General features: G+C 39.0%; 12 protein-coding genes. 5 read left to right on the top strand and 7 right to left on the bottom strand.

Features of this window, described 5'->3' with window-relative positions:
* Nucleotides 1–28: 28 nt before the first annotated feature.
* Nucleotides 29–1,450: a hypothetical protein gene (locus GD597_RS10870; RefSeq protein ID WP_216368568.1), complete on the top strand. Its 1,422-nt coding sequence runs from the start codon at nt 29–31 to the stop codon at nt 1,448–1,450.
* A gap of 412 nt (nt 1,451–1,862) precedes the next feature.
* Here the strand turns inward: GD597_RS10870 and GD597_RS10875 are convergent, their stop codons facing one another.
* Both GD597_RS10875 and GD597_RS10880 read right to left on the bottom strand, forming a co-directional pair.
* Nucleotides 1,863–2,912, bottom strand: a complete 1,050-nt coding sequence (locus GD597_RS10875; protein ID WP_171607888.1) for a sensor histidine kinase — start codon at nt 2,910–2,912, stop codon at nt 1,863–1,865.
* A gap of 96 nt (nt 2,913–3,008) precedes the next feature.
* Complete coding sequence (locus GD597_RS10880) at nt 3,009–3,704, bottom strand: response regulator (RefSeq protein WP_171607889.1); 696 nt, start codon at nt 3,702–3,704, stop codon at nt 3,009–3,011.
* Between the two features lie 147 nt (nt 3,705–3,851).
* Between GD597_RS10880 and GD597_RS10885 the strand changes: the two genes are divergently transcribed.
* A complete protein-coding gene (locus GD597_RS10885; protein ID WP_171607890.1) occupies nt 3,852–6,029 on the top strand; it encodes a BACON domain-containing protein in 2,178 nt (725 codons plus the stop codon).
* Between the two features lie 384 nt (nt 6,030–6,413).
* Here the strand turns inward: GD597_RS10885 and GD597_RS10890 are convergent, their stop codons facing one another.
* From GD597_RS10890 to GD597_RS10900, 3 genes are all read right to left on the bottom strand, one after another.
* Entirely contained in the window at nt 6,414–7,553 is a 1,140-nt protein-coding gene (locus GD597_RS10890) for a methionine aminotransferase (RefSeq protein ID WP_171607891.1), read from the bottom strand.
* Nucleotides 7,554–7,589: 36 nt separating this feature from the next.
* Nucleotides 7,590–8,855 carry a hypothetical protein gene (locus GD597_RS10895; RefSeq protein ID WP_171607892.1) on the bottom strand — a complete coding sequence of 422 codons (1,266 nt, stop codon included), beginning with the start codon at nt 8,853–8,855 and terminating at the stop codon, nt 7,590–7,592.
* Between the two features lie 156 nt (nt 8,856–9,011).
* Complete coding sequence (locus tag GD597_RS10900) at nt 9,012–9,884, bottom strand: DMT family transporter (protein WP_171607893.1); 873 nt, start codon at nt 9,882–9,884, stop codon at nt 9,012–9,014.
* 69 nt (nt 9,885–9,953) lie between these two features.
* Between GD597_RS10900 and GD597_RS10905 the strand changes: the two genes are divergently transcribed.
* The 3 genes from GD597_RS10905 (at nt 9,954) to GD597_RS10915 (ending at nt 12,125) form a co-directional block, all read left to right on the top strand.
* The gene (locus tag GD597_RS10905) at nt 9,954–10,703 is read left to right on the top strand and encodes a PPK2 family polyphosphate kinase (protein WP_171607894.1); all 750 of its coding nucleotides are present in this window, start codon (nt 9,954–9,956) and stop codon (nt 10,701–10,703) included.
* Between the two features lie 63 nt (nt 10,704–10,766).
* Entirely contained in the window at nt 10,767–11,201 is a 435-nt protein-coding gene (gene mscL, locus GD597_RS10910; RefSeq protein WP_171607895.1) for a large-conductance mechanosensitive channel protein MscL, read from the top strand.
* Between the two features lie 132 nt (nt 11,202–11,333).
* Nucleotides 11,334–12,125, top strand: a complete 792-nt coding sequence (locus GD597_RS10915) for a segregation and condensation protein A (protein WP_171607896.1) — start codon at nt 11,334–11,336, stop codon at nt 12,123–12,125.
* A gap of 144 nt (nt 12,126–12,269) precedes the next feature.
* Here the strand turns inward: GD597_RS10915 and GD597_RS10920 are convergent, their stop codons facing one another.
* Together GD597_RS10920 and GD597_RS10925 are read right to left on the bottom strand one after the other, a co-directional pair.
* A complete protein-coding gene (locus GD597_RS10920; protein WP_171607897.1) occupies nt 12,270–12,677 on the bottom strand; it encodes an SRPBCC domain-containing protein in 408 nt (135 codons plus the stop codon).
* A 33-nt stretch (nt 12,678–12,710) separates the two neighbouring features.
* Nucleotides 12,711–13,298 (bottom strand): DapH/DapD/GlmU-related protein, encoded by a 588-nt coding sequence (locus GD597_RS10925; protein ID WP_171607898.1) that lies wholly within the window; start codon nt 13,296–13,298, stop codon nt 12,711–12,713.
* Nucleotides 13,299–13,309: the final 11 nt, after the last annotated feature.

Genomic DNA, 13,309 nt, shown 5'->3' on the forward strand with positions numbered 1-13,309 from the left:
TAAACTTTTTAAAATAAAAATTCAAACAATGAACAAGCTGATTCTTTTTGCTGTAGGATTAACATTGGCGGTAAGCTCCTGCCGTAAAATTCAGGAGGATGTTATTCAGATTAATGTAGGTGGTGGTTCAGATACAACTACTCTTTCTGAAAATACCATATTGGAAGGTAAAATATCTTCAGACAGAACATTGAAAGCAAATTATGTGTATAAAATCCGTGGTATTGTATATGTGGTAAATGGTGCTAAATTAACTATTGAGCCAGGTACAGTAATTCATGGCGAGAAAGGTGCTACATCAAGAGGTACTTTGGTTATTACAAAAGGTTGCCAAATTATAGCCGATGCCACAAAAGATAAGCCTGTAGTATTTACTTCAGATCAATCAAGCCCACAGCGTGGAGATTGGGGTGGTATTGTAATTCTGGGTAATGCAAAAACCAACTCTTCTTATAATGGTGTTGCAGGTGTGGGCTCAGTAGAAGGTGGTGTTAACAACGCCGAAGGTTTAGGTTTGTATGGTGGTGTTAATGATGCAGATAATTCTGGTGTATTGCGTTATGTACGTATTGAATATGCAGGTTATGCTTATCTGCCCGATAATGAGTTGAATGGGTTAACATTGGCTGGTGTAGGAAATTCTACAGTTATTGATTATATAGAAATATTTAAAGCAAACGACGATGCTATTGAGTGTTTTGGGGGTGCTGTAAGCTTGAAACATACTATTATGATCAGCACTTTGGATGATGATTTTGATACCGATAATGGCTGGAGTGGAAAAGTACAATGGGGTATTGTAATGAGAGATTCTGCGGTTGCCGATATTTCTAAAAGCGAATCTTTTGAAAGCGATAACGATGCAAATGGTAGTGCCTTATTGCCACAAACTCAGGGCGTATATAGCAATATCACAGTGGTTGGTCCAAGACAAAACCTTACCAATATTGGCAACAGTTTATTTCTTGCCGGTGCACAAATCCGCAGAAATTCCAGCATCTCCATTTTTAACTCGGTTATCATGGGTTATCCTACCGGTGTATTAATTGATGCAAGTAAAGGAACCCCAACCGATAATAATATCAGAGGAAATACCTTATATATTCAAAGCTCTATTGTATCTGGTAGTGCAACACCTGTAAACTATGCAGTAAGTGTAAGCTCACCTACTGGCTGGAATGTAGACTCAGCCAAAAACTGGTTCTTAACACCATCATTTGGTAACAGTATTTTAACTACAAACGACGAAGTTAAACTGGCTGCACCTTACAATTATGCTGCACCAGATTTTACCCCACAGGATGGTTCACCATTATTAACTGGCGCCAGCTTTAGCAGCGCTAAATTAACTGGTTTAACACCAACTACTTACCGTGGTGCCGTAGGCCCAACAGGCAGTGCTGATGCTGATTGGTGGAAAGGTTGGAGCAAACTTAATTTATCGTTATAGATATATAAGCAACTTAATAAAAATGCCACCAATTACTGGTGGCATTTTTATTAATACAAGGGTATTATTCCCTTTACAATTTAGTTACATTAAACAAGCACTTTTGCATTGCAATCGGGGAAACAAAAAAATCAAGCAATCAGATTTTCTCATGTGTACGGTCCAGGTTTCTACCAGGACCTTTTTTTATTCCTCCCGTTAAACCTTTGCGTATGTACTATGTAAATGCCAACTATTATTGGCCAGGCAAAATGTTTATGTAGCATCGTCTCTTGCGTCGCACTCTTGTACGGTTGGTTTTTATGGCAGCTGAAAAAGGGTAATAATTTATTGCGTTAGGGATTGTAGCGTAAAGCCCGCAGCACAGCGAGGACTTGCAGCGAAAAGCCCGGCCCGTTAGGGCAACGCCCTGTTAATCTTTTCTTGATTCTAATGTAAAGCCAATGGTAGTACCTACATCTATAGTACTTCGAACATGTATGGTTTGGCCATGGGCTTCAATAATATGTTTACATATAGAAAGGCCAAGACCCGTACCGCCTACATTACGGCTGCGGCCTCTGTCGGTTCTGTAAAACCGTTCAAAAATGCGCAGCAGGTGTTCTTCTGCAATGCCAATACCATCATCGCTAATTTCTATAAGTACCCGGTGCTCGTCGGTATTATACACACTGGCAACAATGCTGCCACCTTGTTTGCCATATTTGGTACCGTTTTCTATCAAATTAATTAGTACACGGGTAATTTTTTCTTTATCGGCAAAAACATATAGAGGCACTTCGCAACCTTTCTTAATAAGGCATTTCATGTTGCGGCTGGCGGCTTTAATAGACAGTGTTTCAAAAACATCTTTTAATAAATCCTGAATAATAAAATTTTCCTTGTATAAGGGTTGCTCTCCGCTTTCCAGTTTGGTAATCTCATCCAGATCATTAATCAGATTCACCATACGGTCTACATTGCGTGAGGCGTTTTCCAGAAACTTTCTGTTTACTGCGGGGTTTTCAAGGGCACCGTTTAACAGGGTATCTACATAACCCTGTATGGTAAAAATGGGTGTTTTAAATTCGTGGGAAAGATTTTGCAAAAATTCTTTTCTGTAAATCTCGTTGTTCTTTAATAATTCTATTTCAGCTTTTCTTTGCTCTGCCCATTGTTCTACATCCTGCCTTACTTCATCAATACTTTTTTTGGGAAGAATGTACTTGTAATACATTTCTTCTTTTTTACTGGCTTTGGTTAAGTAAATAAATTTATAAATGAGTTTTATTTTGCGGTATATAAATGAGTCTAACACAAACCTGATGAGTAAATAACTACCTACCAATGTTATAGCAAATGCAATAATGCCTGCATACCAGTTTTGGCTTATCCAATAAAAGGCAATACCTACGGGCAATGAGAGTGCCAGTGCAGTAAAAAAAGATAAATTATTGGGCGATAAATTCTTAAAATCTAACATGCTTACGCAACATTTTGTATAAGTAAATATTAACTATGCAATTTACTTTATTTATTGCTGGCAGCAGAAATTCTGTAGAAGCGGGTTTACAGGGATTTAATCGTTGGCATTTACAGGGCTTGTGGTATTCAAAATAAATTTATATCCAACGCCTTTAACCGTAGTAATGCAATCCATATTTAACTTTTGCCTTATTTTTCTAATATGTACATCGATGGTTCTGTCGCCAACTATAACATCCTGACCCCAAACTGTATTTAAAATTTCGTGTCTAAGAAATACACGGCCTGGTTTTGATGCCAGTAAATAAAGCAATTCAAATTCTTTTTTGGCAAGGGTAATATCTTTACCATCAATGGCAATCATAAACTTATCCGGGTCTATCACCAAATTGCCTATGCTGATAATTTTTTGTTCTGTTGATTTATTGGTTCTTCTAAATAAAGCATTTACCCTGCTAACAAGTACTTTGGGGCTGATGGGTTTGCTTATATAATCGTCTGCACCAGATTCAAAACCTTTTAAGTGGGAAGTTTCGTCATTAAGGGCTGTTAAAAATATAATCAGGGATTCTTTAAACTCATCGGTAGATCTTAATATTTCACACACCTCAATACCTGTTTTATAAGGCATCATTATATCAAGAATAATAAGGTCGGGATGAATTTTACGGCTCATATCCAGCGCTTCATTACCGTCTTTGGCAGTATAAATTTCGTACCCTTCATTAGCCAGGTTATAGCTGATGATTTCTAAAATATCCCTTTCGTCATCTGCAATTAATACCTTCATAACCTAATTTACTGTTTAACAATTCCTTTACACAAAAATAATTTTAGAAATCCACACTGGCATGCTTACGGCATTATCTTATTGTTAAGCGATGATATATAATTAGCTTTGCCTTCAGGTTAAAGTTGAGAAACACACTATTAAAAGATGAAAAAAATTTATAGCTTATTTTTTTTGGCTGGCATTTGCTTGTTTGGTAAGGCTCAATCTACTAAAAACAATATCCCTTTAGCCCGGCAGTTTTTTCATGATGCCATTAATGCAACACAAAAAAAAATCCTTTTGTCCGATGGGGTAGACGATAACCTTTTTACACCTACCAGTAATGAATCTCTCAATATTGAAATTACACAATTTGCCACTATTGAGATTGAAAATATACAGGATTCTATAGAGGCTGATAGTACTACCTCTGATAATACTAAAATTAAAATGCTTCGCGGCCTTAATGAAACCCTGAATGCCTATTTAAAAGGTTGTAAATACGATTCATTACCCTTTTCATTGTTACCGCAAATTGTAACAGCTTTTAATAGCTGTATGTATAAGGAACTACATCAACAATCTATTGAAATGCTGGTAGCAGATTATCCCTACGAAGTAGGAAATATTATTATTAATACTATTGCTTTTGCTGATAATACCGGCGCCGCTGCCTGTAAAAATATAGTATTGCTAAAGTACTGCGATAAATACCGCAACAAAGTGTTTACCGTACTTAGCCAGCAACCCGATTTACCCTTTGCCGATAGCCTGATTGCTGTTTTGGCCCGAAGAGATCCGGAAGGCTTATATAGTTATGCTGCTGCCACCAATGCTTTAGGGAATAAAATCCGTAATCATACAGATACGCTGGTGCATGTAATTAGCCAAATGGCGCAGCTAAAATCCGGGCGGCAGTTGTTCCCTTTTCTTGATAATATTTATAAGGGTAAATTAACTGTAGATCAAATCAACAAAGTTCTGGATAACGATATAGCTTATTATCAGCTATTGGTAAAGACGGCCATAGATTATGCCGACAGGCTTCGGTTAAAAGATACGCCTATGGGTATAAATAGCCTGTATGCGAAACTGCAAAAAAAGGCTATTGATCCTTTTATTAATACCATTAATGGTTTACACGAATTGCCAGATGATATGCGGTTTAAAAGCCTGCAACCTTTTGGCGCCGAAGATTTGTACTATATGGCCATTACCGGCGAAGAAGTCATGTACACTTCCAGCTATGTACGTGGTGTTTATCCACGGGTTTGGCAACGTATGGCAAATCCCAAAAGCGATTCTTTGTTAATGAAAGTGCGTTTCGATCATTTTAGAAAATGGATTAAAATGGCTGCCAACTACAATACACTGGATGACTTTCTAAAACGAATGGAGCCGGCCAACGCACAATTATTAATGAAGGCTTTTGTAAATGGGCTCGACCGATCCGGTAGTCTGGAAGATGCAGTAGATGTGGCCAATTCATATGCCAGTATTGAAGATAGTTTGCTTCGTAAGCTAATACTTAATCAGGTGCAATTGAACCTGCAACAAGCCAAACGTACTGCCAATAAAAAAGCAACGGATATCTATAATATTCTCTACAATTTATTTCTTTCACTGGATGCACCGGATAAAATTGATATAGCAGCTACGCTGGGTATTCCACCTGCATATTTTATGCCGTTAAAAAATTTACAGGATACTGCTTCTGGTAAAATTGTTGTGCAGCAATTCTTTTATGGTGATAAAGATGGACAAACTGTATTTAATGGGTTTATAGGTAGCGTAAGTAATGCTAACTGGAAAATCACTTCCAACGATCAATGGATTACCGTAAGTTCTACAAAAGGCACTCCCGTTGTTATTTATGCCAATAAACCTTTAGACGAAACTAAAAATCTGGATGCCGAAGCCCAGTCAAAACTTGACCAGTATTTGTTCGATAATAATATCAATCCATCCATCATCATTCATCGTGGGCATAGTTACTGGTTGCCATCTACCATCGATCAGCTGGTGCCTAGTGCCAAAGTGGTATTGTTGGGTAGTTGCGGCGCTTATCAAAGTCTGGATCAAATTTTAAAAATTTGTCCAACCGCACAAATTGTTGCCTCTAAACAAACGGGCAGTGGCCTGGTAAACCACCCCATGATTTATACCATTCTCGAAACCCTTCGGCAGGGTAAAGACCTTAACTGGCCTCAGTTATGGGCTGGTTTGTCAAAAACATTGGGTAAAAACGAATTGTTCGACGATTATGTGCCACCCCACAAAAACCTGGGCGCCCTGTTTTTAATGGCCTATGCCAAAAAGCAGGAAACTACAAGTGCTGAATAATTAATCATTGCAATATTTTTTAACTGTTAAGCACTTGGTTGCCAGCAGTAAATTATTATGGCATCACCTCTTGCCACGCTCGGTTCAGGGTTCCACATTTATGGCAACAAAAAATAGGTAAAGTATTAACATCGCTCCATGGTGTAAGTAAATTTCTACCCATCACCCACTCGCATCTGCACATCTACACATTCTCAAATCTGCAAATCCTCACATCCGCACATTCTCATATCCGCACATTCTCACATCCTCACATCCGCACATTCCCAGATCTGCACATCCACACATCCCCTTTCAGCTGCTTTATTTGTTGCAGTACAAGAGTGCGACGCAAGCGGTGCTGCACAAATAACTTTGGCCAGGTACAAAATGAGTATTTGGCTGTTATTGCAGCAAGCGTTCTACGGCCTTTTCCAGTGTAGTTGCTTGTTTGGCAAAACAAAAACGCAGTACTTTATTATCGGTACCTTCTTTATAAAAACTGCTCATGGGTATGGTGGCTACGCCTTTTTCTTTGGTTAAGCGTGTTGCCAGTGCTTTATCGGGTTCATCGCTAAAACCGGCATAGCTATAACACTCAAAATAGCTGCCATGCGATGGAATTAATGTAAATGGTGTTTGCTGCATCAGGCTTCTGAAATAATCGCGTTTTTGCTGCATAAAACCGCCTAAACTTAAATAGGGCGTAGGTTGTTGCAGGTAAGTTGCCAGCGCATACTGCACTGGTGAATGGCAACTAAAACAATTAAACTGGTGTACTTTTCTAAACTCCTTCATTAAGGGTGCCGGGGCTACACAGTACCCAATTTTCCAACCTGTGCAGTGGTAGGTTTTGCCAAAAGAAAAACATACAAAACTGCGTTCCATTAAATCGGGGTAACGTAAAATGCTTTGGTGGGCAATTCCATCAAAAATAAGGTGCTCGTACACTTCATCGCTGATGATAAAAATATTGGTGCCCGCAACTATTTCGCGCAATGCCACAATATCGGATTCGTGTAAAACTGCGCCGGTAGGGTTATGCGGACTATTTATAATTATGGCCTTGGTTTTGGCAGTAATGCTGGCTTTTACCCGGTGCCAGGGAATATTGTAGGATGGGAATTGCAAAGAAATACGCACAGCTATTGCGCCGTTAACTTCTATGTTTGGAATATAGCTGTCGTAAGCAGGTTCAAATACTATTACTTCATCGCCGGCTTGCAAAATGCTGGTAAGTGATGTATAAATAGCATAGGTGCCACCTGGTGTAACTGTAATACAATCGTTCGCATGTATTGGGTTATGGTAAAGTTGTTCAACTTTTTCGGCAATACGTTCCCTTAACAATGGCAACCCGTTCATATGCACATATTGATTACCGCCATCTGTCATGGCTTTATTTACCAGCGCAATAAGTTCCTCACTCATCATAAAATCAGGGAAACCCTGGCCCAGATTTATGGCATTGTATTCAACCGCCATTTGACTCATTACGGTGAAAATGGTGGTGCCTACGTCAGGAAGTTTGGAATGTATGATCATTACAACAGCTATTTTTTCAAAGATAAGTGCCTATAGCTAGGGTTGCCTATCAGGCAGCCATTTAAATTGTTTTGGCAATAATGGCAAAACCGGTATCAACAAAAAAGGCAATATAACTGCCCGATACCTTACAATAGCACCTGAAAATGGAATGTTAAAGCCTGCCAGTAATAAAAAGGAAATTGCAAAGCACAGTAAAGCAGCAGTGAGTGCCTGTTGTTGCCGGTTGTTTTTATTTTTGTAACCCATTATTATTGCCGCCAATACAAATAACCATAAACAAATTATTTCGACGGCGGCAGGGATATAACTTTTGTTTTTTATTTCGGTAATATGTGGCCTGAAAAAAGCAATATCAATGGCCGATGGCAGAAAATGAATAAAGCTGTTAATGTTGTTTTCTAAAGGTGGCACTGCAATTAAGGAACTGCCTGACAATTGTTTAAACTCAGTTTGTTTTTCTATTACATATCCCGGTAAATTGGCCGATTCGCTAATATAGGGCGAAACAAAAAAAAGTGTTATGCCAAGTCCGTACACAGCTGCAACAACCACCCAGCTTTTTACCTGATACCGCCATATAATTAACCATACCAGTAATGCGGGTAATAATAGTAAAGCCATAAAATTTCTTAGTGCAAAAACAACCACAACACTAAATAGTATTATAAGAATATTGCTGATGGATAATTTATTTTGCAATAGTTGTTGCTGAAAATAATACAGAATTAAGGCAGTAGCACTAAGAATAAGTCCATCTTTATGAATACCACTGCACCAGAATAAAACCGATGGTAATAAAAAAATGCAGGCAATAAGTACATATGTATGTATGTTAAATACCAGTTTTGCTAACCTGTACAGTGCAATGGGGCCAAAGGAAAACAGGAAGTTAAAGAAGGGAATAGCTGCATAATAGTTTTTGCCGGTGAATACATTGCAAATGGCCAGCAATTTAATAACGATATTGCTTTTAAGGTCGTTCCAATAGGAGTTATTGCCGCTAAAAAGATTGCCGGGCTGGGCATAGCCTGAAACAAATATATCCTTACAAAAAGCAATGGGATCTTTTAGCAACCAGTCCGTTTCGCCAAGGCTGATATTAAAGTAGCGCCAGGTATCGCTGCCTTCGTAATAGGCGGGCTGTTGGTAAAACCATGCATAGCCAAGTCCTGCCAGCACTTTTAATGTAAATAAGGCTATTAATACCCATTTATTGATGCCTGATTGTATAAAAAAAGGAATGCGGGTAATTAGCCAGTTAAACAGTAAAAGGTAAATGAGGAAGACAATAATTTCCAAAAGCTTTTAATTTATATGGCTATAAAAGTAACTGATAATTACTTGCCTTAGCCCTTGGCTTTTTTTGAAATTTTAACTGCCACAGGGGAGGAACCCTGAACCGAGCGTGGCAAGGGTTGCTGCCCACTGCGATAATGCCGGCTACATAATGGCTGTTTAGCTTTTCTTATTAACCAGGTATACGCCGCTTAAGATAATGATTAGGCAACCAAGTTCGGGCAGGGTAATGCTTTCGCCTGATAATATGCCCCATAAAACCGCCACCACCGGAATAGCATAGGTAACCAGTGAGGTAAACAATACCCCTGATTTTTTTAACAGCATATAAAATAATACTGAGGCTATGGCGGTACCAAAAGCGCCCAGTGTTATTGCTGCTGCGCTGGCATGCCAATAGGCGGTATCGCCCAGAGGCAGGTTAAAATATCCGGTGGCTATAAGTATAATAAGTGCTGGTGGCAGTAAAAAACAAAAAGCCAGCGAGGCAATATGTAACGAGGGGGTATTGTGTAAATGCCGGTTTACCATATTTACATTAAGTGCATAGCAAATGGTAGCTACCAGCACCAGCAGTGAATACTGCATATCAGTAAAATTGATGCCCTGCTGTGTTGTAAAAGGCAATAGTATAAGTCCGATACAGCCAATGATTACACCTGCTATCTGTAACCATACTGCTTTTAGTTGGAAAAAGGATGCACCAACTATAATGGTAAACATAGGGGTAAAGGAATTGAGTATGGCCGCCAGTGAACTGTCGATCCTGGTTTCGGCAATACAATATAAAAATGCAGGGAAAAAGCTACCAAGAAAACCAGATAAGATGATATAGGGTAATTTTTTTCGATCTACCTGCTTAAAAGCCTTAAAGGCAAAAGGCAATAAAGCTATAGCACCACTTAACATTCTTAAAGCGGCTACCTGATAAGGGCTCAGCACCTGTAAGCCCATTTTCATTAAAATAAAAGAGCTACCCCATATAAGCGCAATAAGTATAAATAATAACCAGCTGGTAAAGTTTTTAGTCAAAACATTGAATTTGTACAAAGGTTAGTTTTTAGCCTAATAAAAAATATCTTTAAAAGAAATTTCATGGCTATGGCAAATGTTCAGCTAAGTAAGATTAGTACCAGGGCACCAAAAAAATTTGATAAAGAAAAAACAAAAGCCGCTACTGCTGCTACCATTGAAAAGCTAAATGACTTACAAAACCTGCTTTTTGCCGAAAGCAAACATGCTGTATTAATAGTAATACAAGGCATGGATGCCAGTGGAAAAGATGGGGTGGTGCGCAATGTATTTGGGCATTTTAACCCACAGGGTGTAATGGTGCAATCTTTTAAAGCACCTACGGCATTGGAATTATCGCACGATTTTCTCTGGCGTATTCACCAGCATGCCCCGCAAAAAGGCATGATGCAAATTTTTAACCGCTCGCATTACGAGGATATACTTATTACCCGTGTACATGGTATGATTGACGATACCACTGCCAATAAGCGCATTAAGGCAATAAATGATTTTGAAGACCTGCTGGTAAAGCACAATAACACCCATATTCTTAAATTTTACCTGCATATTTCACCCGAAGAACAAAAATTAAGGCTCGAGGAGCGTTTGAACGATACTACCAAACAATGGAAATACAATGAAAACGATTTTGCCGAAGCCAAACTGTGGAAAAAATACATGCAGGCTTACGAAGATTGTTTTAACCAATGCAATGCCGTACCATGGATGATAGTACCTGCCGACCAAAACTGGTACAAAGAGCACCTGATTGCCAATGCATTATATACTTTGCTATCTGGTTTGGATATGCGATTCCCCGGCTTAAAGAAATCCTGATACAGCATCTGGGTATTTTAAATATATTCGGCCATTATTTATTCACTTCAAAAAACCAATGCTATGGGATTTATTAAAGAATTTAAAGAGTTTGCCATTCGCGGCAACCTGGTAGATACAGCTGTGGCCTTTGTAATGGGTGCTTCTTTTGGCAAAATTGTAAGTGCTTTTGTTGATGGTATGGTAATGCCACTGGTAGGTATGCTAACTGGCGGGGTAGATTTTTCTGAAAAAGCACTCGTGCTGCAAAAAGGTATATCCGAGGTAAAAGATGCTGCAGGTGCTGTTATTACACCAGCTGTGGCAGAAGTATCAGTAAAATATGGTGCATTTCTTACCGCTGTAATTGATTTTGTAATTGTGGCTTTTGCTGTTTTTATGGTAATTAAAGCCATTAACCGCATGAAAAAGAAAGAAGAAGCAGCCCCGGCAGCAGCTCCAGAACCATCTTCTACCGATAAATTGCTGATGGAAATTCGCGATTCCCTGAAAAAATAATCCCCTATTGTGGAATACTTGTGATTGCAGCAGCACCATCTCTCAATCATAAACTATACTTTTGAAATCCCGGTAATACCAGTATTGCCGGGATTTTTTTATTCATTTACGCATTATTTTAAACCAGATACCGTGAGCAGTGCACCCAATTACCAAATTAAATTAGACCGTTTCGAAGGCCCTTTCGATTTGTTATTGTTTTTTATAGAACGGGATGAACTGGACATATACGATATTCCTATCACCGGAATCATCAACGATTTTCTGGCCTATGTGCATGCGCAGGAAAAACTAAATATCGAGCTTAGCAGCGAGTTTATACTTTTTGTATCTACCCTTATGCGCATCAAGGCTAAAATGCTTATTCCGCGCAAAGAAATAGATGCACAGGGCAACGAAATAGATCCACGCCAGGAACTGGTAGATAAAATACTGGAATACAAACGCTTTAAGGAAGCCGCCGTACAAATGGCCGAAATGGAAGCTACCCGTATGCTTATGCAAAAAAGGGGTAACCTGCAAAAAGAACTGGCTATAGTTGGTGAAGAAGCTGCCGAAGGCACTGAAATACAAACGCTTACCCTCTTTAAATTAATGAAATCTTTTGAAAAGGTAATGCAGCGGGTTTACGAGCGCAATAACAAACCTGTGCACACAGTTGTGCAATACAATTATACCATGGAAGGTTGCCGCGAAAACATGCTGGGCATGGTGCAGCGCCAAAAAACCGTGGCTTTCGAAAACATATTTGAAGTGTGCGAGAATAAAATACACGCCATCTTTCTGTTTCTCTCTCTGCTCGAGCTATCGCAACAGCGGTATATGACCATACTGGTAGGCGAAGGCCGCAACAATTTTATTGTAGAGTGGAACGAACAACGCGAAGAGGATGTAACCACTGAAATAAATATTACCAGTTTCTAAAGCCAATACAATTTTTTGTAGCCCGGCAATAAATACCCTATGCATCATTACTTGCGTCGCACTCTTGTACGTTCTGTAATACTATGCAGCAAAACGCCAGTATAGCATTTATACAAGGCATTCTAAATTATTTCAACAGTGCTATTAATTGTGCTCTGTGTACGCTTTAAAATTGTTTAAAATAGACTGCCAGCCGGCTTCCTGCATTTCAATTGGGTTTTGATCTTCGGGGTCAAAACATACTATAAGTTCTGTTTCGCCATTCAGGTCATTAAATTGTACTGTAGCAGTTCTTCCGCCAAAGCCATAGGAGAATTGTTCGCCATCAATAATTTCGGTATAAAAGGCTTCGAAATCAAAACCAAAACTTCCATCCCGGGCTTCCATTCTGGCGCAATATCTTCCGCCAATCTTCATATAGTTTTCCGCTTTAGGGCAATGCCAGCTGGGGTCAGCAAAGTTCCATTGGGTAATATGTTCAGGTAAAGTATAGTAATCCCAAACTTTTTTTCTATCTGCCTTAATGGTAGCTAGTACGGTTATTTTGTTCATTGTTATATGGTTTTTTTTACAGTAAATGATTCGTTATTTCTGCTGCTCCGTCTCGGTAATTGATTTAATCAATTTTGCAGGAATACCTCCCACAATGGTATTGGCTCCTACATTTTTTGTTACTACGGCACCGGCTGCTATAATTGCATTTTCGCCAATGGTTACACCAGGCAAAATGGTTGCTCCGGCTCCAATCCAGGCATTTCTTTTTATTAGAATCGCATCCAGTAAAAGCGATTTTCTTTGCGATGGATCAGTAGGGTGATTTTCTGTAATTAGATTTACTTTTGGGCCAATTAGTACATCGTCTTCAATGGTAATTCCACCCAAATCCAAAAAACTGCAACCATGGTTTATAAATACATTTTTACCCAGTTGTATATGTTTACCAAAATTGGTAAGGAACGGTACAAATACCGTTGTGCTTTTATCAATTTCTTTCCCAATAATCGTACTTAACCGCTCTCTTATTTCATCGATGCTGGTTGATGCGTTTAGTGCCGCATTCTGCTGTATGGTTTCGGCAACACATGCCCATAACCTGGGTAATTCGGGGTGGTTACTGCTAATTAAGCCACCTGCCAGCATGCTACTAAAAATATCTGTAATGGCTTCGCTCATATTATGATTTT

This window comes from Limnovirga soli, from assembly GCF_013106755.1.
GTDB classification, from domain to species: domain Bacteria; phylum Bacteroidota; class Bacteroidia; order Chitinophagales; family Chitinophagaceae; genus Limnovirga; species Limnovirga soli.

Coding starts and splice junctions, on each gene's coding strand:
- GD597_RS10890 (WP_171607891.1), bottom strand. CDS start 7,553: ATGATCATACATTCCAAACTTCCTGACGTAGGCACCACCATTTTCACC.
- GD597_RS10925 (WP_171607898.1), bottom strand. CDS start 13,298: ATGAGCGAAGCCATTACAGATATTTTTAGTAGCATGCTGGCAGGTGGC.
- GD597_RS10920 (WP_171607897.1), bottom strand. CDS start 12,677: ATGAACAAAATAACCGTACTAGCTACCATTAAGGCAGATAGAAAAAAA.
- GD597_RS10880 (WP_171607889.1), bottom strand. CDS start 3,704: ATGAAGGTATTAATTGCAGATGACGAAAGGGATATTTTAGAAATCATC.
- GD597_RS10875 (WP_171607888.1), bottom strand. CDS start 2,912: ATGTTAGATTTTAAGAATTTATCGCCCAATAATTTATCTTTTTTTACT.
- GD597_RS10870 (WP_216368568.1), top strand. CDS start 29: ATGAACAAGCTGATTCTTTTTGCTGTAGGATTAACATTGGCGGTAAGC.
- mscL (WP_171607895.1), top strand. CDS start 10,767: ATGGGATTTATTAAAGAATTTAAAGAGTTTGCCATTCGCGGCAACCTG.
- GD597_RS10885 (WP_171607890.1), top strand. CDS start 3,852: ATGAAAAAAATTTATAGCTTATTTTTTTTGGCTGGCATTTGCTTGTTT.
- GD597_RS10905 (WP_171607894.1), top strand. CDS start 9,954: ATGGCAAATGTTCAGCTAAGTAAGATTAGTACCAGGGCACCAAAAAAA.